This window comes from Maricaulis sp., from assembly GCF_030149515.1.
Classification (GTDB): domain Bacteria; phylum Pseudomonadota; class Alphaproteobacteria; order Caulobacterales; family Maricaulaceae; genus Maricaulis.
The window spans coordinates 1-21,234 of sequence record NZ_JASBRI010000007.1 but is presented as its reverse complement, the minus strand read 5'-3'; the positions used below and the strand labels follow the sequence as shown (position 1 = coordinate 21,234).

20 protein-coding genes are annotated in these 21,234 nt (G+C 64.7%); 9 read left to right on the top strand and 11 right to left on the bottom strand.

Features of this window, described 5'->3' with window-relative positions; genetic code table 11:
- Window positions 1–168: 168 nt before the first annotated feature.
- Window positions 169–1,641: a histidine--tRNA ligase gene (gene hisS / locus Q1U94_RS03275; RefSeq protein ID WP_300541905.1), complete on the bottom strand. Its 1,473-nt coding sequence runs from the start codon at window positions 1,639–1,641 to the stop codon at window positions 169–171.
- Between the two features lie 179 nt (window positions 1,642–1,820).
- Here hisS and Q1U94_RS03270 point away from each other — a divergent pair, with 179 nt between their 5' ends.
- Window positions 1,821–2,303: a hypothetical protein gene (locus Q1U94_RS03270; protein ID WP_300541903.1), complete on the top strand. Its 483-nt coding sequence runs from the start codon at window positions 1,821–1,823 to the stop codon at window positions 2,301–2,303.
- Here the strand turns inward: Q1U94_RS03270 and Q1U94_RS03265 are convergent.
- The 4 genes from Q1U94_RS03265 to Q1U94_RS03250 form a co-directional block, all read right to left on the bottom strand.
- Entirely contained in the window at window positions 2,300–4,402 is a 2,103-nt protein-coding gene (locus Q1U94_RS03265) for a protein-disulfide reductase DsbD domain-containing protein (RefSeq protein ID WP_300541901.1), read from the bottom strand. The two genes, Q1U94_RS03270 and Q1U94_RS03265, sit on opposite strands and share 4 nt — an antisense overlap.
- Window positions 4,403–4,563: 161 nt before the next feature.
- Entirely contained in the window at window positions 4,564–5,346 is a 783-nt protein-coding gene (locus tag Q1U94_RS03260; protein ID WP_300541899.1) for a SapC family protein, read from the bottom strand.
- 152 nt (window positions 5,347–5,498) lie between these two features.
- Window positions 5,499–6,119: an OmpW family outer membrane protein gene (locus Q1U94_RS03255; RefSeq protein ID WP_300541897.1), complete on the bottom strand. Its 621-nt coding sequence runs from the start codon at window positions 6,117–6,119 to the stop codon at window positions 5,499–5,501.
- Window positions 6,120–6,242: 123 nt separating this feature from the next.
- Window positions 6,243–8,429, bottom strand: a complete 2,187-nt coding sequence (locus Q1U94_RS03250; protein ID WP_300541895.1) for a TonB-dependent receptor — start codon at window positions 8,427–8,429, stop codon at window positions 6,243–6,245.
- Window positions 8,430–8,543: 114 nt separating this feature from the next.
- On the opposite strand from Q1U94_RS03250, the gene Q1U94_RS03245 reads away from it, so the two are divergent.
- From Q1U94_RS03245 to Q1U94_RS03225, 5 genes are all read left to right on the top strand, one after another.
- Entirely contained in the window at window positions 8,544–8,975 is a 432-nt protein-coding gene (locus tag Q1U94_RS03245) for a transcriptional repressor (protein ID WP_300541893.1), read from the top strand.
- 27 nt (window positions 8,976–9,002) lie between these two features.
- Entirely contained in the window at window positions 9,003–9,926 is a 924-nt protein-coding gene (locus Q1U94_RS03240; protein WP_300541891.1) for a thioesterase family protein, read from the top strand.
- A 49-nt stretch (window positions 9,927–9,975) separates the two neighbouring features.
- Window positions 9,976–10,407, top strand: coding sequence for a MarR family transcriptional regulator (locus Q1U94_RS03235; RefSeq protein WP_300541889.1), 432 nt, complete (start codon window positions 9,976–9,978; stop codon window positions 10,405–10,407).
- Window positions 10,408–10,499: 92 nt separating this feature from the next.
- A complete protein-coding gene (locus Q1U94_RS03230) occupies window positions 10,500–11,282 on the top strand; it encodes an enoyl-CoA hydratase-related protein (protein WP_300541887.1) in 783 nt (260 codons plus the stop codon).
- Window positions 11,283–11,311: 29 nt separating this feature from the next.
- The gene (locus Q1U94_RS03225) at window positions 11,312–12,685 is read left to right on the top strand and encodes a serine hydrolase (protein WP_300541885.1); all 1,374 of its coding nucleotides are present in this window, start codon (window positions 11,312–11,314) and stop codon (window positions 12,683–12,685) included.
- Here the strand turns inward: Q1U94_RS03225 and Q1U94_RS03220 are convergent.
- Entirely contained in the window at window positions 12,682–13,119 is a 438-nt protein-coding gene (locus Q1U94_RS03220; RefSeq protein ID WP_300541883.1) for a BLUF domain-containing protein, read from the bottom strand. The genes Q1U94_RS03225 and Q1U94_RS03220 overlap by 4 nt on opposite strands.
- Window positions 13,120–13,331: 212 nt before the next feature.
- Between Q1U94_RS03220 and Q1U94_RS03215 the strand changes: the two genes are divergently transcribed.
- Window positions 13,332–14,834 carry a UbiD family decarboxylase gene (locus Q1U94_RS03215; protein ID WP_300541881.1) on the top strand — a complete coding sequence of 501 codons (1,503 nt, stop codon included), beginning with the start codon at window positions 13,332–13,334 and terminating at the stop codon, window positions 14,832–14,834.
- A 71-nt stretch (window positions 14,835–14,905) separates the two neighbouring features.
- The gene (locus Q1U94_RS03210) at window positions 14,906–15,262 is read left to right on the top strand and encodes a hypothetical protein (protein ID WP_300541879.1); all 357 of its coding nucleotides are present in this window, start codon (window positions 14,906–14,908) and stop codon (window positions 15,260–15,262) included.
- A 23-nt stretch (window positions 15,263–15,285) separates the two neighbouring features.
- Here the strand turns inward: Q1U94_RS03210 and Q1U94_RS03205 are convergent, their stop codons facing one another.
- Window positions 15,286–15,873 carry a TIGR00730 family Rossman fold protein gene (locus tag Q1U94_RS03205; RefSeq protein ID WP_366917247.1) on the bottom strand — a complete coding sequence of 196 codons (588 nt, stop codon included), beginning with the start codon at window positions 15,871–15,873 and terminating at the stop codon, window positions 15,286–15,288.
- Between the two features lie 34 nt (window positions 15,874–15,907).
- On the opposite strand from Q1U94_RS03205, the gene Q1U94_RS03200 reads away from it, so the two are divergent.
- Window positions 15,908–16,999 (top strand): PDZ domain-containing protein, encoded by a 1,092-nt coding sequence (locus Q1U94_RS03200; RefSeq protein WP_300541875.1) that lies wholly within the window; start codon window positions 15,908–15,910, stop codon window positions 16,997–16,999.
- Here Q1U94_RS03200 and Q1U94_RS03195 read toward each other — a convergent pair.
- The 4 genes from Q1U94_RS03195 to ptsP form a co-directional block, all read right to left on the bottom strand.
- Window positions 16,996–17,352: an ArsC/Spx/MgsR family protein gene (locus tag Q1U94_RS03195; RefSeq protein ID WP_300541873.1), complete on the bottom strand. Its 357-nt coding sequence runs from the start codon at window positions 17,350–17,352 to the stop codon at window positions 16,996–16,998. The two genes, Q1U94_RS03200 and Q1U94_RS03195, sit on opposite strands and share 4 nt — an antisense overlap.
- A 113-nt stretch (window positions 17,353–17,465) precedes the next feature.
- Window positions 17,466–18,611, bottom strand: a complete 1,146-nt coding sequence (ispG, locus tag Q1U94_RS03190) for a flavodoxin-dependent (E)-4-hydroxy-3-methylbut-2-enyl-diphosphate synthase (RefSeq protein ID WP_300541871.1) — start codon at window positions 18,609–18,611, stop codon at window positions 17,466–17,468.
- Window positions 18,612–18,696: 85 nt separating this feature from the next.
- Window positions 18,697–19,563, bottom strand: a complete 867-nt coding sequence (locus Q1U94_RS03185; protein WP_300541869.1) for a helix-turn-helix domain-containing protein — start codon at window positions 19,561–19,563, stop codon at window positions 18,697–18,699.
- Between the two features lie 78 nt (window positions 19,564–19,641).
- The coding region (gene ptsP / locus Q1U94_RS03180; protein ID WP_300541867.1) for a phosphoenolpyruvate--protein phosphotransferase at window positions 19,642–21,234 on the bottom strand (1,593 nt) is incomplete at its 5' end.

Genomic DNA, 21,234 nt, shown 5'->3' with positions numbered 1-21,234 from the left:
AGCCCCAGATAACGGTTGGTCGATAAAGGGCGTCTCCTCCCCGAAACGCCAAAGGACAGGACGGTCAGGCCCGTGTCCTGTCTCTACGTTTACGTAGCGCTTCCGTTGCGTCAACCCCATAATTCCGCCGACCAAGGATAACTCGCGCCATATCTTCGTCTTTTGATATTACCGGTTTCGCGCTGAAATCCTTGCCACGGCATCGATCCAGGCGTCCCGGGACACTGTCTCCTGGGCCGGTTGTTCCTCTCTCCACTGACGATTGTCAGTGATGTCGGCCGCCAGGCGGGCGCCCAGTTTGAGGTCCTTGACGGTAACCCGTCCCTGCTCGCGTTCGTCCGAGCCGACGATCACCGCCGCCACAGCGCCGCGCCGGTCGGCATATTTCATCTGCTTGCCCATATTGCCCGATCCGACAAAGGCCTCGGCCCGGAAACCGGCCGCCCGCAGATCGGCGGCCATGGCGAGATAATCCGCCGAGCGGTCCTTTTCCGCCGCAACCACGACGACCAGGGACTTGTCTTCCGCCTCGCCGGTCAGTCCCAGCGCCGACAGCGCCGCCGCAAACCGGCTGACACCGAAGGAAAACCCGGTCGCCGGCACGGCCTGGCCGGTAAAGCGCGCGACGAGATCGTCATAGCGGCCGCCACCGCCGACCGAGCCGAACCGGATCGGCTGGCCGTCCTCATAGGTCGCCTGGGCAAGGAGCTCGGCCTCGAAAACGGGTCCGGTGTAATATCCCAGTCCGCGAACGACAGACGGGTCGAACAGGGCGCGGTCTTCGCCAACACCGATATTCGACAGGACCGCTGCGATTTCGGCCAGCGCTGCCAGGCCGGCCTTGCCGGTTTCCGACGCACCGACGAGCGGCTCCAGGCGGGCGATGACATCCTCGCGGCTGCCGCCGGTGGCACCGAGGAAGGCCAGCACGGTATCGATCCCGGCTGCATCCAGCCGCGCCCCCTCTGTGAAGTCGCCCGACTCGTCCTTGCGTCCCTCGCCCAGGAGCGCGGCCACGCCGTCACGTCCCAGACGGTCGAGCTTGTCCGCCGCGCGCAATACACGCATGCGCCGCTCCGGCTCCGCCGCACCGATACTCTCCAGAACACCATCCAGGACGCGCCGGTCATTCACCCGCACGACATAGTCGCCATCCTTCAGCCCGACCGAGCGCATCACTTCGGCCGCCAGGGCGATCATTTCGGCATCGGCGGCGGCGCTGGCGGCGCCCACCGTGTCGGCATCGCACTGCACGAACTGGCGGAACCGCCCCGGTCCGGGCTTTTCATTGCGCCAGACATCGCCGGCCTGATAGCGCCGATAGGGCTTGTTGAGTTCCTGGAAATTCTCCGCCACGAAGCGCGCCAGCGGGGCAGTGTGATCATAGCGCAGGGAGAGCCATTGGCCGTCATCATCCTCCAGCGCGAACACGCCTTCGTTCGGCCGTTCCTCGTCGGGCAGGAACTTGCCCAGGGCATCGGCATATTCGAACGCCGGCGTCATCAGCGGCTCGAAACCCCATTCGTCATAGACCTTGCTGGCGCGCTCGATCAGATGCCGCTCGACCCGCAGGGTGGTGCCTGTACGGTCTTCAAAGCCGCGCGGACGGCGCGCCTTGGGTCGGAAGGGCTTCTTGCTCATCAGGTCTCTCCGGCGAAGGTCCGGGCCATATCCAGGGCCCGTCCGGCAGGGTGAAAGCGCTGTTTTCCATGACCGGCGGGGCTCTGTGAACCCGGGATAGCAGGCCTGGCCCCGGAATTGCGTCCTCTTCACGGGAAATCAAGGGCTTACCGTCAGTATGGCCCGAAAGGACACGGGAAATGGCCATCATGATCCGCACCCTCGCCGCCAGCCTGGCCCTCGCCATCGGACTTAGCACCGCCGCCAGCGCCGGCCCGGGCAGCGATTTTGCCGAATTTGCCCAGAGACTTGGCGCGCAAGCGACGGCCCGCTCGCAGGCCGCGGCGCAGCGTCCGGCCGCACCGGCACAGCCGCTGGACATCGAAGACCCGTTCGCGTTCGAACTGGAACAGTTTGCCGTCGAAGCCCTGTTGATGAGCCGCCGCATCGACGAGGCCGGCGGGCCCGTCGACCTGCGCTGCATCTTCCGCGGCATGTCCGAGGACGCCGGCAGCCGGATGGATGCGCTGAACAGTGCCGAAACGGCTGCGGAGCAGGCGCATGTCTATGCCGGCCTGGCCGATCTGATGCGCGATGCCGCCGAAATCGCTCCGGCTGTGGACAGCGATACGGACCTGGCCGGCACCGGCATCCAGGCCAGCTGCCCCATCGCACGACCCTAGCGTCGCGTCGCCCGGTCGAGCGCGTCGATCAGCCCGTCCTTCGTGAGTACGGTTGGCAGGACGCGCGCCGATCCCCCACCCGGCGGATAGAGCAGATAGAGCGGCACGCCGGCCTGGCCATGCTCGTAGATCAGCTGGGCAATGGTCTCGTTGCGATTGGTCCAGTCAGCGCGCAGCTGGGCGACACCGAACCGGGCGAAAGCATCCTGCACCTCCCGATCGTTGAGCACCCGGATCTTGTTGACCTGGCAGGTCACGCACCAGGCCGCGGTCACATCCACGAAGACGGCGCGCCCCTCCGCCTGGAGCTGGGCGACGCGGTCACGCGACCAGGCCTCCTCCTCGGCCGCGGCGGATTGGGTGCCGATCGCGGCGGGCAGCCGGGCGACCCAGACCGTGCTGGCAGTCATGCAGGCCAGGGCAACCACGGCAACCGCCTTCCAGACGAGGTTTTCGCGGCCCAGCGCCCAGACAGCGAAGGCCAGCGAGACAATCGCTATGCCGACCAGGAGGACGCCCGCCGGACCCGACTGGATCGACAGGACCCAGATCAGCCACAGGGCCGACGCGAACATCGGGAAGGCAAGAAACTGCCGGAAGGTCACCATCCAGGCTCCAGGCCTGGGCAGGAGGCGCAGGAGAGCGGGAAAGAAGCTGAACAGCACGAAGGGCGCCGCCAGGCCCATGCCCAGCGCAGCTGCCACGAGGACCACCACGATCGCGGGCTGGGTCAGCGCCAGTCCCAGTGCTCCGGCGGCCAGCGGCCCGACACACGGTGCGGCCACGACAACCGCCAGCACGCCGGTGAAGAAGGCGCCGCGCCAGCCCGGCGTGTCGGCCAGACCCGCGCCCACGCCCATCAGGCGGGAGCCGAATTCGAACGCACCCAGCAGATTGAGCCCGATGGCGAAAAGCAGGACGGACAGGATCGCCACCACCACCGGCACCTGCAGCTGAAATCCCCAGCCGACCGGCAGGCCGAACTCGCGCAACCCGACCAGAATCGCCGCAAGACCGATGAAACTGGCCAGAACGCCAACCAGGAAACTCAGGCCCTGCAGGCGTATCTGTGCGGCATCATCATGGGCGACCTGGACGAATTTCAGAACCTTGATCGACAGGATGGGGAAGACACACGGCATCAGGTTGAGGATCAGCCCGCCGCCCAGTGCCAGAATGAAGAGCCAGGCCAGATTGGCCGGTGCCGCTTCGGGCGCCGTGGCTGCACCGAGATCGACACTTCGGGTCAGCGGCTCCGGGTCCACCTCGGCCGTGCGCCGCTCCCAGCGCCCACCGGTATTGACCTCGTAGGCGATCACGCCGGCACGGGCATGGTCGACCTTGTTGTCCGCGGCGTAGCCCGCTTCGGTGACCAGCACGACATGATCCGCCTCGCGCTGGACCTGCTGGGGCGCAGCGTGACGGATCAGACCGGCGCTGAACGGATAGAATTGCAGATTGCGCCACTCGTCCCCCGCGCCGGTGAGCACACCGCCGGAAAGGTCGAGCACGACACGGCCGGATACCAGCCCCAGCTGTGCCGACAGGGCCTCGTCCGGCTGTGGCACGGCCGCAAGGGCGGTGCGGATGTGCCAGTAGCCGTCCTCGTCGCGGACCGCACTGTCACCCACCGGCAGGGTGAGTTCCAGCATACGCTCTTCAGGGATGCAGATATCTTCGCAGACCAGCCAGGTCGCGTCGGCCCGCAGGCTCAGACTATCTCCGGCAAAGCCTTCCGCCAGGCGGACCGGCATGGGCAAGGTGACCTCACCGCGATAGCCGTAATCCATGATATCGTCGGTCAGCGGCAGATTGATCGGAGCCGGCCAGGCGATCTCGCCGATCTCGACACCGGCCGGCACCGTCCAGTCGATCTCGATGGGCAGGCCGTTGTCGCCCGGATTGCGCCAGTAGGTGTGCCAGCCTTCGGGCATGATCTGGTGTACACCGATATGGAAGGTCTCACCGCGTCCGGCCTGCTCGACATCGGCCACCAGCTGCGCCTCGACGATCGGCTCGCCGCTCGCCCAGCCGGGCTGTTGGCCCATGGCCGGCGCGGCCAGGGCCAGAAGGCTCAGGCAGGACAGGATCAGACGCATGGGCGAACCTCGCAAGGGCAGGAGAAAACGTGTCGATACGCCGATATAGGCGAAAATAGCGCCGCGTCGAACCGGCCTCCCGCAAAGGTGATGTCATAAACGCGAGCGGCCGCACCCTCCGGGCGCGGCCGCTGTCAATCTTGTCGAACCGGAGGACCGGTTCAGACCTGGGCCTGTTCCTGCGGAGCGGCGCGCAGGGAGGTGCGGCGCAGGATACGGTCCCAGCGCTGCAGCGAGATCAGGTGCGCCGTGATGGCAACCAGATCGCCGCTGTCGTGCAGCTCTTTCAGCTTGTCGGCCGGCAGGGCCGCAAACTTCTCGTTCGCAACGCCCCAGTATTCCGCAACGGTCACCGGCGTGTCGGGATCCTGCGGATTGGCCACCTTGATGTCCTTCTTCTCCAGCAGGTCAAGCGCGATCAGGCGCTCCACAAAGGCCTCTGTCGTGCGTGCATCGTTCTCAAACGCCGACACGAAATCGATGGCCTGCTGGGTGTACTCGGTCGGTTCGCCATTCTCGTTGAAGAAGGGGCGTTCCGGGTTTTCGGCCACGACGAAATCAGCCGCCATGTCGACGCAGACAGTGGACGGCTGGTCACCGGCACCGGTCGCGCTGACGAAGGGATAGCGGCGCACATAGGCCGGGATGTAGTGCTCGTGATCGAACTGGCCGTTCTCGTCGACGAAGAGATTGGTGCCCTGGCGCAGGCCCATCACCAGAACCGGCATCTTCTTTTCACCCAGGAAGACGATCGGATAGCTGCCGCACGCGAAGGCAAATTCCGGGCTGATGGCCGGTACGAAATGCCAGTCCTTCAGGAAGGAAAACGGATTGGGAACCGTCTTCACACCGTAATTCTTGTGCTTCTGACGGTTCAGCGGCTCCACATTCTTGTACAGCGGAACGGAACCGGTAAGGCGCGGCTCGGTGGCGGCGTCGACCATGGCAAAACCCCTTTAAGTCCTTTGGGCGCTAGATAGCGGATATGCCCGGATGCGGCAACGCAGCCGCGCAGGCCAGCTTGGCCGGTTAAAAGCAAAAAGAATGCCGGACCCCGGAGGAGGTCCGGCAGGTCTCTGCAATCGCCGGTGAAATTCTAGAAACGGCGGCCGAAGCCGACACCGGCAATCACGGGATCGATCTGCACATCGGCGGCGATGGCACCATCGATCAGGACGCCGGTATCGATATCGATGTATTTGATATCGAGATTGAGGAACCAGTCACTCTGGAGCGCAAAGTCGACACCGGCCTGCGCAGCGAGGCCGAAACCGCCGTCATACTCGATCATGCTCAGGGCCGATCCGCCGGGCAGGTCCTCGTTGAAGAAGTGGGTATAATTCACACCCGCACCGAGATAGGGGCGCACATCACCGCCGGGATTGAAATGATATTGCAGTGTCAGTGTCGGCGGCAGCAGTGTGACGTCGCCCAGGTCGATATCGCCGGCGGCCGTATCCACGGCTATCACATCGTGCGGCGTGACCCCGAGGATGAGCTCGAACGCCCACCGGTCCTGCATGAAATAGGTGATGTCCAGCTCGGGCACGATGGAGGTGTCGATATCGACATCGCCGCCGATCGGCGTGATCGCCGCCTCCTCGTTCGGGATGACGTTGAGCGCCCGCAGGCGTACCAGCCAATCGCCCTGTTCCGCCGTTGCCGGTGCCGCGAGAACAAGGGCCGCGGCTGCCGCGCCCAGAAGATACCGTTTCATGGATCCGTCCTTTCGTCCCTAAAAAACATAAGGACTTTCTGGACTCATCCGGACAGAGCCTGAACCGCGCGTTTCGCCGCGCGTCCGCCGGCCGCGCGGCAGGCTGACGCACGCCCGGGAGTGCTAGAAGTCAAGCACCAGGGCGGCACGGAAGTTCCGGCCGGGCAGCGGCACCTGGTCCTTGAGGACGGAGGTGTGCACCCGCGCCTCTTCATCGGTCAGATTGCGGCCCTCCAGGAGGACCCGCATGCCACGATCGGCGAAGGGTTCGACCGACCAGCGCGCATTGACCAGGACATAGCCCTGCGTTTTCAGCTCCTCGGCCGCGGTCTCGTCCTGCACGTCGGCCCATTCCGCCTCGAGGTGCAATTCGTGACGCTCAGTGCTGGCGGTCACGCCCGTGGTGAAGGAGAGCGGGGGCAGCCGGGGCAGATTGCCGCCATCGTCAAGTTCCCCATCGACATATTCGCCGGTCACCTCACCCGTCAGGTCCCAGCCGCCGAAGCGGCCGAGCGGGCCTTCCAGACGGCCCTCGAAGCCGGACAGCGTCGCATCCTCCTGGCGGTACTGGAAGACGGGAAGCTCGTCCTCCTCCTCGCCGGTCGGGAATGCGGCGATGAAGCCGTCATATTCGGCTCGGAACACCGCACCTTCGAGCGACCAGCCGCCGATCGTGGTGCGCGCCGTCAGTTCGGCCGAAACGGCCGACTCGACACCCAGCGCCGCATCGCCACGTTCGAAGGAACGCGTCGCCACGTGCGGACCGTCGGCGAAGAGTTCGACATCGGTCGGTGCGCGCTCGGAGGAAGAGACAGTCAGCGCCAGGAACGTATCCCGTACCGGACGCAGGAAGACCGAGGCCGACAGGCTCTGAGTATCGAAATCGCGGCTTTGGGTTGCCGTGTCGATCTCGCGGTTCTCCAGTCGCAGCCCGCCTTCAAGGCCCCAATTCCCGGCATCCCAGCGTTCGACCAGGAAGACACCCCAGTCCGAGGTTTCGGACGCCGGCACGAAGGCTTCCTCGCCGGTCGCAGCAAAGTCGCGGTTGAAGGCCTGCAGACCGGCCGCGCCTTCCCACGTGCCGCCCCACAGGTCGACGGGCGCGTGGCGGGCCTCAATGCGACCCTCCCAGCCGTCATTGTTGAAGACGGTGCCGATCTCGTCACCTTCAAGTTCGACATGTTTGTAATTGCCGACGCCCAGGGAAAAGCGGATGCGTTCGATGTGCTCGCCCAGATCGCGCCATTCGCCGCGCAGGTCATAGCGGGTCTGTTCCAGGTTGATGCGGACCGATTCACCATGGCCGTGACCGTCTTCCTCCTCGTGATCATGATCCTCGTCATGATCCTCATCGTGGTCCTCGTCATGATCTTCGTCGTGGTCTTCGTCGCCATGGGCGTGGGCGTGACCGCCGGGAATTCCATAAAGTGCGGTCGAGCGCTTGACGCCGAAACCGATGAACCCGTTGTCGCCCACCCAGGAAACGCCGCCCGAGATCATGTCGAAGGTCAGGCCGGAATTCTCGACCGTGCCGAAGGAGTGTTCCTCCTCTTCGTGATCGTGTTCGTCCTCATGATCCTCGTCATGATCTTCGTCGTGATCCTCGTCCTCGTGAGCATGCTCCGCTTCCTCGAACAGGCGGAACAGGTCCGACTCGGCATAGCCGGGAATGTCATAATCCTCGGCGGTGCGGGTCAGGCCCTCGATATTGAACACCAGGTCGCCGGCATTGAAACGCACGCGGCCGGCTGCTGTCTCGCCCTCATCGACGGATGTCATGGAAGCATAGAAGCGGCCCTCGAAACCGTCTTCGGCACGTTCCTCGGGGATACGGCCGTCGATCACATTCACCACGCCGCCAATGGCACCGCCGCCATAGGCGATCGCGGCCGGTCCGCGCAGGATTTCCACCTGTTGCGCCTCCAGCGCCTCGGACGCCACGGCATGGTCGGGGGAATTCGTCGAAGCGTCGATCAGGCCGACGCCGTTGACCAGGACACGCACCCGGTCGGAACCGAGGCCGCGGATCACCGGACGACTGGCGGCGGGACCGAAATAGCTCGTCGACACACCGGGCTCGTGGGCGATCGTGTCGGCCAGGGACCCAGCCAGATTGTCCTCGATATGACGCCGGTCTACGACTTCGACCGCTCCGGCAATCTCGTCGGCCGCAATCCCCAAAGGCTGAGAGGTGACACGGATGACATCAATCTCTCCGGACGGCGTTTCGCCCTCCTGGGCATGAAGGCTGGCCGGAGCTGCTAGTGTCAGGACGACCAGGGCAGTGGTCGAATAAAGGACGGAACGCATGGCTTCCCCGCTATGTAATAACAACACGTTTCATCGGGGTGATATTATAACGTCCCGCCTGCGGCAATCCCGAAGGGTGTGAAAACCGCAAATCTGCGATTAAATATCGGACAGATGACACATGATTCCCTCACCCGGGCCCTTGAGGCCGCCGAAGCGCATTGCCAGGCACGCGGCGAGAAGCTGACGCCTGTTCGCAAGCGTGTGCTCGAACTCGTCCTGACGGCCGACGGACCCGTCAAGGCCTACGACCTGCTGGAGGCCTTGAAGCCCGGGCCGGGTTCAGCCAAACCGCCCACCGTCTATCGCGCCCTCGATTTCCTGATGGGGGCCGGCCTGGTACACAAGGTCGAAGCGCTGAACGCCTTTGTCGGCTGTACCCATGCCCACGACGATGGCGGTGCCGAACTCTTCATCTGTTCCGATTGCGGCACCGTGGAAGAACGCCATGGCGCGCCCGATCCGGTCCACACACCGGACGGTTTCGTCATCGAGCGTTCAGTAGTGGAGCATTTCGGCCATTGCGCCAATTGCAGCAGGCACTGAGCTTCAAGCCGACGGAGACAGCGTGCGATGATCGAGTTGTGGCGCGGAGCGGTAAACGCCTGGGAGTGCGACGAGCTGGGCCACATGAATGTGCGCTTCTATCTCGCCAAGGTGTCCGAGGCGATCGCCAATCTCGCCGAAGAGGCCGGACTGAATCCTGTACAGCGGACCGATGCATCGGCAACGCTCATTCCGCGCGACATCCATATCCGCTTCCTGGCCGAAGCCCATCCGGGTGCCCCCATCTTCATCGAGGGCGGCTTTACCGCCCACGACAACACTACGGCCACGGCTATTCTGGTCATGCGCCATTCCGGCGGGAGGCAGCCCGCTGCCAGCTTTCGCGTCACACTCGGTCATGCGTCCCCGCAAAACGCCAAAGACTTTGCCTGGCCCGAGCGTTTTGCCGCACGGGCCGATGCGCTGATGGCGCAAGTGCCCGATTTTGCGGCGCCGCGGGGCCTGGCATTGACGGACGCACCCACGCCGGCCCGCCTGACCCGGGCCGACGCGCTGGGCCTGGAGACGATCGGACGCGGACGCTTCGGGCCCGCCGAGATGGACCCCTTTGGCTGGCTGCGCGCGGAATTCCTGCTCGGACGCATTTCCGATAGCGTAACCAATTTCGCCTCGGCCTTCCCCGAAGAATGGGCCATGCATGAAAGCGGTGGCAGCGGCAATGTCGGCTCGGCGCTTCTGGAATGCCGCATCCGGCCCTGCCGCTGGCCACAGACGGGTGACGGTTTTGTGGTCCGCTCGGGTTTGAAATCGGCCGGAACCAGGGTGCGCAACATCGTCCACTGGGTTCTCGAGCCCGCCACCGGACTGCCCTGGTGGACGATGGAGGGCGTGGCGGCGCCGATGGACCTGGATGCCCGCAAACTCCTTTCTGTTTCCGACGACGTCACCGCCCGGCTGGAAACGGCTTGCATCGACGGCCTTTGCGCCTGACCGCCACCGCCCCTCCCCCCGGGGCCAGAATCGCACCAGTTTCAGACTTATGGCTCGCGCACGTGCCGTCGACCGGCGGCTCTTTCTCCTGCTTGAAATTGCGGCCCGGCGTCTCGACCGGGAAGCCGATGCCCGTTTGCGCGCCACAGCCGGCGTGACCACGGCCCAGGCCGCCGTCCTGTTCCTGCTGGCCCGGCGCGGAGAACGGCGCATGGGCGATATCGGCGAAACCCTGTCGCTCAACCCGCCCGCGGTTACCGGCCTGGTAAACCGGATGGAAGCGCTGGGCCTTGTGGTGAAGACCGCGTCGAAGACCGACCGGCGCTCGGCGCTTGTTTCGCTGACCGAAAAGGGCCGGGCCATGGGCGATGCGGCCGACCATATCCTGCGCGACCTCAATACCGAGCTCGAAGCGCGGCTCGGCGAGGATGACAGCGATATGCTGCACCGTGTCCTGACCCGGCTGGCGACGGAGCGCTGACCGCTTCATTGACGTTTACGTCAACTGAAATTGGGTTTCCGGCCGGCCGGTTTCGGTCTAGCATACTCCAAAATCGAAAGTGGGAGGCTCGCGTGAGCGAACTGGTTCTGGTCGATACCGCGGAGCGCATCCGCACGATTTCCTTCAATCGCCCCGACAAGAAGAACGCCCTCACCCGGGCCATGTACACGGCGGCGGCACAGGCCATCGAGGATGGCGAAAGGAACGGGGACGTCCGCGCCTTCATACTTACCGGCACGAGCGGTGTCTTTACCGCCGGCAACGATATCGTCGACTTCATGGAACGGCCTCCGGCCATGGGATCCGACGAGACGCCCCCCGTTGGCCGGTTCATGAACGCCCTCCTGCATGCGAAAAAGCCCGTTGTGGCGGCCGTCGACGGGCTGGCCATCGGTATTGGCGTAACCCTGCTGATGCATTGCGACCTAGTCTATTGCTCCGATCGCGCCAGCTTCAAGACACCCTTCGTCGATCTGGCACTGGCACCGGAATACGGATCGTCGCAGACCATGACCCGCGCCTTCGGCCACCAGATCGCTGCCGAGCTTCTGATGCTGGGGGCCAGCTGGGATGCCTGGCGCGCCGAACAGACCGGACTGGTCACGCGCACGACCACGCCCGAAGCGCTGATGGACACTGCCCGCACCGCGGCAGCCGCACTCGCTGCCAAACCGCCCGCCGCCCTGGCCAAGGCCAAGGAATTGATGCGCATGGCGCCGGAACCGGTCGAAGACCGTGTCGCCCGCGAAGGCAGGCTTTTCTCCGAGCTGCTGCAATCGCCGGAATTCGCCGAGGCGGCTGCGGCTTTCATGGAACGCCGCGCACCGGATTTCGACAAGCTGACCACGGGCTGAGCGGCCGGGCGGGCACAGGGGACGATTTGATGATCAAGCGCTTCTTGCTGGGTGCCAGCGCGCTGGTTTTGGCGGGCGGCCTTCTCGCCCTCAACCTCTCGCCGCTGGGCCGGACCTATTTGCCTTCGGGTACCGGGATCGTCGCCAAACAGGTCTGTTCCCTGACCTTCGTTTCGGGACTGGACAGCGACTTCGCCAAGTCGATCTATCTCGATCCCCTGCTGGGCGGCGCCGGCGGCGGCATCATGATGGACATCGACGAGGAAGCCCGCGAAGTCCGCGCCAGCGTGCTGGGCCTGTTCTGGCGCCAGCATGCCGTTTATCGGGACGGGCTGGGCTGTACGCTGGTGCACGACGGGAACGGTTTTGACGCCACCCTGTCCGCGCCGCAGGCGCAGGATTTCATCCCCCTGGAGCTCGACACACAGCACCGCGACACGCATTTCGACGCCGCGGCCCTCAATGCAGCCCTCGACGCTGCCTTCGGCGATCCGGAGACCGATCCCCGCAACACGCTGGCCGTCGCGGTGCTGCATCGGGGCCGCCTGGTAGCCGAACGCTATGTGCCGGGCGCGAACCGCGAGACGCGCTTTCACGGCTGGTCGATGACCAAAAGCGCGATGACCACCCTGGCCGGGCGCCTGCAGCACGAAGGCATGACCGATATCGAGGCCGAAGGTGCGGTCCCTGCGCTCGCGGCGGTCGATGACGCCTATCGCGATGTCACGATCGAACATCTTCTGCGCATGGCCGGCGGTTTTGCGATTGCAGAAACGAATACCGGTTTCGATCCCAACTCGCGCATGCTGTTCACCCAGACCGACATGGCGCAATTCGCGGCGACCCGCGAACGCCTGTATGCGCCGGGTGCCCACTGGCAATACATGAGCGGCAATACGGTGATGGCAACGCACGCCTTGCAGCAGCAGCTCGGATCGACCCTGCCCGAGCAGGTCCGCAATCTGCGGGCTATGCTGTTCGAACCCCTGAACATCCATTCCGCCGTCCTGGAAGCCGATGAGAGCGGAACCTTCCAGGGTTCGTCCTACATGTATGCGACAGCCCATGACTGGGCGCGCCTGGCCCAGCTCTACGCCGACGATGGCGTCGCCCATGCGCAAAGGCTCCTGCCCGAGGACTGGCTCGACATCGTCACGGCGCCGACAGAGGGATCCAATGGTCAGTACGGCATGGGTTTCTGGCTGCCCGAGGAACATGAGGATGTGCCCGGGGGGACATTCATGATGAGCGGCTTCCAGTCGCAATGGGCCTTCATCATGCCGGAGCAGGACCTGGTCGTGGTGCGTTTCGGCGCCACCAACGGCACCTCCTCGCGCAGCTATGCCCTGGCTAGCGCCGTGGCCGCCGCGCTTGCGCCGCAGGACATGCCGGACGGCAACTAGGCCGCGACCACCAATGGCGGCGATTCCGCCAGCGGACCCGCTGCCAGACTCTCGCGAAGCACGAAACGCACCTTTTCGGCGGAGACCCGGCCGCCGGCGAGGTCGCGCAGCAGGTCCGGACCGGCTCTGTCGTGGCGGCGCCTGGCTATAGCCCAGGTGGAGTATTCCCGCCGCAACAGCGGCAAAAACTCGAGCACCTGCAGCCGTTCGATGCGCGCATCGCCGGTAATCCGCGCGCGAAATTCGTTGAGCGTCTCGCGGTCGCCTTCGAGCACTTCCAGAAAATGCCCGCTCTCCCAGAGCAGCGCACCGGTCATGCATCCGTCGACCGAAGCCTTCATGAGACGGGACAGCATGATGCCGAGATCGCCGTTCAGCGCCCCCCGGCCCAGCTCGACATTGGAGCGGGCCACCAGAACCATTCGATGCAGCATGGGAAAACGCCTTCAAACCTCTTGGGACCGCCCTTTAACGCGGAAGCGCCAAAAGAGTTTCAACCCGGTCGCGACAATTTGAATCACAGTCGCGTCAAGCGCCGACAAACCGCCGTCAAAACGGACATCCGCCTGCTTGCGCGGCGTATAGCGCGCTGGACTTTTGCCGCGGGAATTGCAGTTTCGATGCAGCTGACTTGCGGAGCCGGTCTATGGCCTACAAATCCCTGCGCGAATTTCTCGACCAGCTGGAAGCTGAAGGCGATCTGGTTCGCATTTCCCACCCCGTCTCGACCGACCGGGAAATGACCGAAATTCATCGCCGCACCCTGCATGCGGGCGGACCGGCCCTCCTGTTCGAGAATGTCGTCAACGAAAAGGGCGAAAAAAGCGCAATGCCGTGCCTTGTGAACCTGTTCGGCACGGTGAAACGCGTTGCCCAGGCGGTCACGCTGGGCGGCGAGGCGCGCACGACGGGCGAGGAATTGCGCGAGGTCGGCGAACTGCTCGCCTTCCTGCGCCAGCCCGAACCCCCGCGCGGCGTGAAGGACGCGCTGGAGATGCTGCCGCTGGCAAAGACCGTAATGTCCATGCGGCCCAAAAACGTCTCGAAGGCACCCTGCCAGGAGGTAGTGCTGACCGGTGAGGATATCGATCTCGACCGCCTGCCCATCCAGACCTGCTGGCCTGGCGAACCGGCACCGCTAATCACCTGGCCGCTGGTCGTCACCAAAGGGCCGGGCAAGGATCGCACGGACGATTTCAATCTCGGCATCTACCGCATGCAGAAGCTGGGCAAGACCCGCACCCTTATGCGCTGGCTGAAGCATCGTGGCGGCGCTCAGCATTATCAGCGCTGGAAAAAGGAACGCCCCGAGCCATTGCCCGCCGCGGCCGTTCTGGGCGCCGATCCGGGGACCATCCTGGCCGCCGTGACCCCGGTGCCGGACACGCTTTCCGAATACCAGTTCGCCGGACTCCTGCGCGGCAAGAAGGCCGAGTTGATCGACTGCAAGACCGTGCCGCTGAAAGTGCCGGCCGAGGCCGAGATCGTGCTGGAAGGCCACGTCCTGCTGGACGAGTACGGCCCGGAAGGGCCCTATGGCGATCACACAGGCTACTACAATTCCGTCGAGCACTTTCCGGTCTTCGAGATTTCCGCCATCACCATGCGGAAAGACCCGATCTATCTGACCACCTATACCGGCCGGCCGCCGGACGAGCCGTCGGTGCTGGGCGAGGCCCTCAACGAGGTCTTCATACCGCTGATCCAGCAACAGTTCCCGGAGATCACCGATTTCTGGCTGCCGCCGGAGGGCTGTTCCTACCGCATCGCCGTGATCTCGATGAAGAAGGCCTATGCCGGCCATGCCAAGCGGGTGATGATGGGGGCGTGGTCCTATCTGAGACAATTCATGTACACGAAATGGATCATCGTCGTGGACGAGGACGTCAATACGCGCGACTGGAAGGATGTGATGTGGGCGGTTTCCACGCGCATGGATCCGGCGCGCGACATCGTCACAATAGAAAACACACCCATCGACTATCTCGACTTTGCCTCTCCGGTCTCCGGCCTCGGCTCGAAGATCGGCCTGGATGCCACCAACAAGATGGACGGCGAGACAGACCGGGAATGGGGTGAAAAGCTTGACATGGATGACGAGACAAAGGCGCGGATCGACGCGATCTGGGCTCAGCTGGCAATCGGCTGAGCGTCGCCAAAATCTCGTCACATCGCCTTCCCAGCGTCCCGCGCGGACGCAAGACAATGGGAGGTCCCATCATGCATCGCACGATGATCCTGGCCACATCACTGGCCCTGACGGCCCCGGCCCTGGCGCAACAGTCGGAGGGCACGCCGCCGGAACCGGAGATGACCAATCCGGACATCGATATCGCCGCGCCGGAGCCCGAACCTATCGCCCCGCAACCCCTGCCCGAACCCGGCATGCCCCAACCCGACATGGGCGAGCCCCAATTCACCCTGGGCCCGCAGGCGCCCGCGACATCGAACGAAGACTGCGAAAACCGGGTCGGAACCCGCGAACCGCGGGCCGATGACAGCGCCGCGGTGGCACTGCGCGGTCACTGCCCGGATCACTCGCTGGGCGAGACCGGCGATGTACCGCCGGAGCGATGATCCGCCTGGCGCTGGCATCGCCCCTAGGTCTGCCCCGTCTTGATGCGCACATCGGCGTCCGGTGCCTCGTAGGCGTCGAACCCGTCGAGCAGTTTGTCGACCGTATCGGCCACAAACAGGGCGCCACGATGTCCGGGTGCGAGGAAGCCCTGGCCGGTCATCTTGTCGAGGAAGGCGACGAGTTCGTCGTAATAGCCCTCGACGTTCAAAAGGCCGACCGGATGCCGGTGCTGTCCGAGCTGGGCCCAGGTCCAGACCTCGAACAATTCCTCCATCGTGCCGATGCCGCCCGGCAGGGCGATGAAGCCCTCCGACAATTCCACCATCTTTGCCTTGCGGGCGTGCATGGAGCGGACCACGTGCAGCTGGGTGAGCTCCATGTGGGCGATTTCCTTTAGGGCGAGGAATTCGGGAATCACGCCGTGCACCTCCCCGCCGGCGGCGAGCGCGGCATCGGCCATTTCGCCCATCAGCCCGACCTGGCCGCCACCATAGACCAGCCGCACGCCACGCCCGGCCAGGGTCTCGCCGACAGCACGCGCCGCTGCGACAAAGGCCGGATCCTGTCCGGAGTTTGAACCGCAATAGACACAAACGGATTTCATGGCCAACCTGTTCGACCGAAGGATGGGGGCGGAGCAATCGATGAAATGGTTTCCTGTCTTAGTCGCAGCCTGCCTGGGCGGCAATCTTCACGCCCATGCGCAGCCTGACGAACACGCCGTTCCCACCGAGATGTGCCGCGGCTATTTCATGGTTCCTCTCACGCTTTCAGCGGATGACGGCCGGCCGGAAGAGCGGACCTTGTGGTTCCTGCACGACACCGGCGCCACGACAACCTATGTCGACCCGGACAGTCTGGAGCGCGTGGCAGGTCATCGGATCGACAGTACGCGCGTGCGCATCCGTAACGCCACGGCCGGGCCGGTCACCTATCACAGCCTGCGTGCGCGTGTGACCGACCTGGACCACTTGTCGCGTTCCCTGGGACGGGAAATCGACGGCGTCCTGGCCTATGATGCCTTCGGAGACCGTTTGCTGATACTCGATTATGAGAGTGAACAGATCCGGATTCGCGACGGCCGGTTGCCGCCCCCCGACGGGCAGACCATCTTCGACGCGGACGGGCCGGACAAGCGCCCCTGGCTGCAGATGCATTTTCCCGGCCGCACGCGACGTATGCTGATCGACAGCGGCGCGGCGCAGACCGTGCTCGCGATCAACGATATCGACCGCTATCCGACCGTCGAAGCCCCCCGGGCCGTCGGCGCGGCCATGCGTTTTCGCACCGTGGAGCCGCGCTCCGGCGCGCGCCTCGACGGGCAGGTCCGAATGGGACCTCACCGGCTGGAAAGACCGACCCTGCAATCCACGCCCGGCAGCGAGCTGATCGGCGGACGGATAATGCGCTATTTCACCTGGACCTTCGATCCGGTCCAGGACCGCGTCCAGATCGTGCGCAACGATCTGCCGGCCGCGATCGCATTCGATCCGATCTACGGCCACGGCATGATCCTGGCCCCCAACGATATTGGCTTGCGGGTTGCCGGTGTTCTGGCAGGCGCGCCGGCCGAACGGGCGGGAATTCAGGTCGGGGATGTGGTGACCCATTTCAACGGCGAACCGCTGATATCCCGCGATTGCGATGCGAATCCCGGCGCCGACCTGCTCGTTACGCTGCTGCGCGCCGGCGACAGGATCGACGTCCTGATCGATGTGGAGACGCTGGTCGACTAGCCGGCCATACCTTCGATGACCGACCGTTTGACCGCCGGTGTCCAGCCCACCGTCACCTTATCACCGAACTCCACAATCGGGCGCTTGATCAGGGTCGGATGCGCGATCAGGAGACCGGCCGGATCCTCCTCGGCGATGGACCGGTCTTCGCCGGACAGGTTGCGCCAAGTCGTGGACCGCGTGTTGATCAACGCCTGAGGCCCTACAGCATCGATCCAGGCGGGGACTTTCCGAACGCGGTCGGCATCTTCCCGGATATCGACGAAGCGATGTACCACGCCGGCATCAACCATGTCTTTCAGTGCCTTGCGGCAAGTGTCGCAATTTTTCAGTCCGTAAACTGTCAGAGCCATTTTCCGGTCGACCTTCTCGCAATTGGAGCAGTGGGGTCAGGGGCTCGCCTGATAATTGCAAACTAGCACCGCAACCGGGATTGGCCAGTATCCGCGCACAGCCCGGAATAGGTTTATTCTGCGGCCGTCGCCTGCTCGCGCTCAGCCTTCATCTGCGCTGCCCGCGTTTCGACCATTTCGACGATGTGATCGATCATCTCCTCATTGGAGACATTGTGGTCGGGCCGGCCGGCGACATACATCTTGCCGCGTCCCGCGCCCCCGCCGGTGAAACCCAGATCGGTCATCAGCGCTTCGCCCGGCCCGTTGACCACGCAGCCGATGATGGACAGCGATATTGGCTCGGAAATGTGCGCCAGGCGCTGTTCCAGCTTCTCCACGGTGCGGATGACATCGAACCCCTGCCGCGCACAGGACGGGCAGGCAATGATGTTGACCCCGCGGGTCCGCAGGCCCAGGGATTTGAGGATGTCGAAGCCGACCTTCACCTCCTCTTCCGGCTCGGCGGAGAGGGAGACCCGGATCGTGTCGCCGATCCCGGCCCAGAGCAGCGAACCGATACCGATCGACGACTTCACGGTCCCCGTGCGCAGCCCTCCCGCCTCGGTAACGCCAAGGTGCAGCGGGGCATCGGTCGCCTCGGCCAGGGCCATGTAGGCAGCAACGGTCAGGAAGGCATCGGACGCCTTCACCGAAATCTTGTAATTGCGGAAATCCAGCTCTTCCAGGATACGCGCATGCTCCAGCGCGCTCTCGACCATCGCTTCGGGACAGGGCTCGCCGTATTTTTCCAGCAGGTGGCGCTCCAGCGAACCCGCATTGACGCCGATCCGGATCGCGCAATCATTATCACGCGCGGCCTGTACGACATCCTTCACCCGGTCCATCGAGCCAATATTGCCCGGATTGATACGAAGGCAGGCGGCGCCGGCCTCGGCCGCCTCGATGCCGCGCTTGTAGTGGAAATGGATATCGGCGATCAGCGGCACTGTGGCGGCCCGGGCGATCTGCCTGAAGGCCGCCGTCGACTCCTCATCGGGACAGGAGACACGGATCAGGTCGGCCCCGGCCTCTTCGCAGCGCCGGATCTGGGCGATCGTCGCCGCGGCGTCGGCCGTCGGCGTATTGGTCATGGTCTGGACGCTGATCGGCGCATCGCCGCCCACTTCCAGGCCGCCGACACGCACGGTGCGTGTCGCGCGCCGTTCAATCATGCGCCAGGGGCGAACGCTGCGAGGATCCTTGTCGGTTTGCGACATGCCGTCACTCCGTTCGCGGCCGGTACTGCCGCGTCAGCCCGGATATAACGTCTAACAGCCGCTGTTGCGACCGGGGTGCGACAGTTTATTGCGGCTGGACGTTTTCGCCGGTCCCGGTCTCGACCCGGGCCATCACGGGAAGATTCTCGACCGGCACGCCGGCCGCCCCCAGCAGGCCGACGGCCTGACCGTTGCGCTCGAGCTGGATCGCGCCGGCATTGGCGGCGGACACGGTCAGACCCGCTTCCAGCGCATGATAGGTCTCGCCCGCACCCAGTTCGCGGGAAAACAGGATACGGCCCGATGCGTCGCGAACCTCGATCCATGTCGGCGTCATGGCGCGCATCACCACCGCGGACGACATGGTCGCAGTCTCCCCGAGAGGCAGGCCCGACCAGATGTCCTCGATGGTGGGCGCTTCGGCCGCCACGTCAAAATCGGCCCGGGCCCAGTCCGGCGCGGCGTCCGGCGGCGAAGGCGGATTTCCCAACCCGCCGATCGGGCTGGCGTTCTCGGAATACCACCAGGCGACGGCGGCGACAGCGGCGAGAATGAGGACCGCCCCAAACACGCCGCGGGGCAGTTTGATCGGGTCGCGCGTCTTGGCCGCGGCAGAAGGCTGGGCCCGGCCGGTCTCGGTGTCGACCTCGCGTTTGAACTGTTCGACAACGCCGGACGGTTCCAGCGACAGGAAGCTGGCATAGGTGCGCAGATAACCGACAGCATAGGCCCGCGCCGGCAGACCGCGCGGGTCCATGTTTTCAAGGGCTTCAAGATAATCGACGCGGATCCGGGTGCGTTCGGCGGCCTGCTTGAGCGACAGGTTCATCTTCGACCGTGCATCGCGCAGCCGGTCGCCGGCCGTCAATTGCACATACCCGATGCTGTCGTCAGCATAGACAGCATCAACCGGAACAAAGTCCGCACCCGACGCTTGACCCATCATAGCCATCTACCGCTCTCTCCCCGGAGCGATCGTCACCCAAGAACGCAATTAAGGGTAACTTTGCCCTAACCCCGCCCTATAAGATCAAATCCCTCGACCGTTTTCAACAGCCTCGCGAGGCAATCCGGCGTCTTCCCCTGCCTCGAGGAGAAGCGGACGCAGACTGTCTGCGGGGCTCTGAAGCCGGCTCGCAAGCCAGGTGCCAAGTTTTTCGACATCGAGACCGGAGACGAGTTTCTTGATGGGACCGATGTTCGGCGCGGCCATGGAAAGACTTCGGTAACCAAGGCCTATCAGGACTGCAGCCTCCAGCGGCTTGGAGGCAATTTCGCCGCATACGGACACCGGCGTGTCATGCTCGGCGCAGATATCACGCACCCGTTTGAGAAGGTCGAGGGCGGCCGGGCTCAGCACATCGTACCGATCCGAGACACGCGAATTCTGCCGGTCGGCCGCGAAAAAATACTGCATCAGGTCATTGGCACCGACGGCGACGAAATCGACAGCGTCAATCGCATGCTCCAGCGCCCAGGCCATGCCCGGCGTCTCCAGCATGATGCCGACCTTCACATCCGACGGCATGACATAGCCGGCCCGTTCGGCATGGCGCAGCTCGCGGTCCAGCATGTCGCGCGCGGCCCGCACTTCCCAGGGCGCCGAGATCATCGGGAACATGACTTTCAAGGGCCGTCCGCCCGCCGCCAGGATCAGGGCGCGCAGCTGGTAGCGCAGCAGGCCGGGACGGTCGAGTCCCATGCGGATCGCCCGCCAGCCAAGCGCCGGATTGGGTTCCTTGGTCGAGGGCGCAAAGGGCGCAACCTTGTCGCCCCCCAGATCGAGCGTGCGGAATACGACCGGCCGCTCGCCCGCCGCATCCAGCACCGACTTGTAGACCGCCGACTGGGCCGACAGGCGCGGCAGGGTCTCGGCGACCATGAACTGGAATTCGGTGCGGAAAAGGCCGACTCCATCGGCACCGGTCTCGTCCAGCGCCATCAACTCGATCAGCAGACCGGCATTCATGTGCAGGCCGATCCTCACACCATCCGCCGAGACCGCCGGCCCCCGCAGTTCTGCGTAGGACAAGCGGCGCTCGGAAAGGGTCTGGATACGGGCATCGTAGGTCTCGGCAACATCCAGCTGCGGCCGGATGTGCAGCACACCGAACTCGCCGTCCAGGATGACCGGATCGCCGTCTTCGGCCTGGTCCAGCGCGCCTTCAAGACGGCCGACGAGCGGAATACCGAGCGCCTTGGCGACGATCGCAGCGTGTGACTGGGCCGAGCCTTCTTCCAGCGCGATGCCCTTGAGCTTCTCGCGATCGAATTCCAGCAGTTCGGCCGGGCCGATATTGCGGGCGATAATGATCGCATTGTCGGGCAGCTCGGCCGACGACTTGGCACCGCCATTGAGATGGCGCAGCAGGCGGTTGGCGAGGTCTTCCAGATCGTGCAGGCGCTCGCGGAAGGTCGGATCCGCCGCCTTCATCAGCCGCGCCCGGTTCTCGTTCCGCACGCGTTCGACCGCCGCCTCGGCGGTCAGGCCGCGCCGCACCGCCTCGCGCAGCCGCTCCAGCCAGCCGCGGTCATGGGCGAACATCCGGTAGGCCTGCAGCACGTCACGTGTCGGCCCGCCGAACGGGATGCGGCCACTGTCCAGCATCTCGTCGATCTGGAT

Bases quoted from the DNA above. Each gene is read 5' to 3' on its own strand.
- hisS (WP_300541905.1), bottom strand. From the start codon at position 1,641: ATGAGCAAGAAGCCCTTCCGACCCAAGGCGCGCCGTCCGCGCGGCTTT.
- Q1U94_RS03270 (WP_300541903.1), top strand. From the start codon at position 1,821: ATGGCCATCATGATCCGCACCCTCGCCGCCAGCCTGGCCCTCGCCATC.
- Q1U94_RS03265 (WP_300541901.1), bottom strand. From the start codon at position 4,402: ATGCGTCTGATCCTGTCCTGCCTGAGCCTTCTGGCCCTGGCCGCGCCG.
- Q1U94_RS03260 (WP_300541899.1), bottom strand. From the start codon at position 5,346: ATGGTCGACGCCGCCACCGAGCCGCGCCTTACCGGTTCCGTTCCGCTG.
- Q1U94_RS03255 (WP_300541897.1), bottom strand. From the start codon at position 6,119: ATGAAACGGTATCTTCTGGGCGCGGCAGCCGCGGCCCTTGTTCTCGCG.
- Q1U94_RS03250 (WP_300541895.1), bottom strand. From the start codon at position 8,429: ATGCGTTCCGTCCTTTATTCGACCACTGCCCTGGTCGTCCTGACACTA.
- Q1U94_RS03245 (WP_300541893.1), top strand. From the start codon at position 8,544: ATGACACATGATTCCCTCACCCGGGCCCTTGAGGCCGCCGAAGCGCAT.
- Q1U94_RS03240 (WP_300541891.1), top strand. From the start codon at position 9,003: ATGATCGAGTTGTGGCGCGGAGCGGTAAACGCCTGGGAGTGCGACGAG.
- Q1U94_RS03235 (WP_300541889.1), top strand. From the start codon at position 9,976: ATGGCTCGCGCACGTGCCGTCGACCGGCGGCTCTTTCTCCTGCTTGAA.
- Q1U94_RS03225 (WP_300541885.1), top strand. From the start codon at position 11,312: ATGATCAAGCGCTTCTTGCTGGGTGCCAGCGCGCTGGTTTTGGCGGGC.
- Q1U94_RS03220 (WP_300541883.1), bottom strand. From the start codon at position 13,119: ATGCTGCATCGAATGGTTCTGGTGGCCCGCTCCAATGTCGAGCTGGGC.
- Q1U94_RS03215 (WP_300541881.1), top strand. From the start codon at position 13,332: ATGGCCTACAAATCCCTGCGCGAATTTCTCGACCAGCTGGAAGCTGAA.
- Q1U94_RS03210 (WP_300541879.1), top strand. From the start codon at position 14,906: ATGCATCGCACGATGATCCTGGCCACATCACTGGCCCTGACGGCCCCG.
- Q1U94_RS03200 (WP_300541875.1), top strand. From the start codon at position 15,908: ATGAAATGGTTTCCTGTCTTAGTCGCAGCCTGCCTGGGCGGCAATCTT.
- Q1U94_RS03195 (WP_300541873.1), bottom strand. From the start codon at position 17,352: ATGGCTCTGACAGTTTACGGACTGAAAAATTGCGACACTTGCCGCAAG.
- ispG (WP_300541871.1), bottom strand. From the start codon at position 18,611: ATGTCGCAAACCGACAAGGATCCTCGCAGCGTTCGCCCCTGGCGCATG.
- Q1U94_RS03185 (WP_300541869.1), bottom strand. From the start codon at position 19,563: ATGGCTATGATGGGTCAAGCGTCGGGTGCGGACTTTGTTCCGGTTGAT.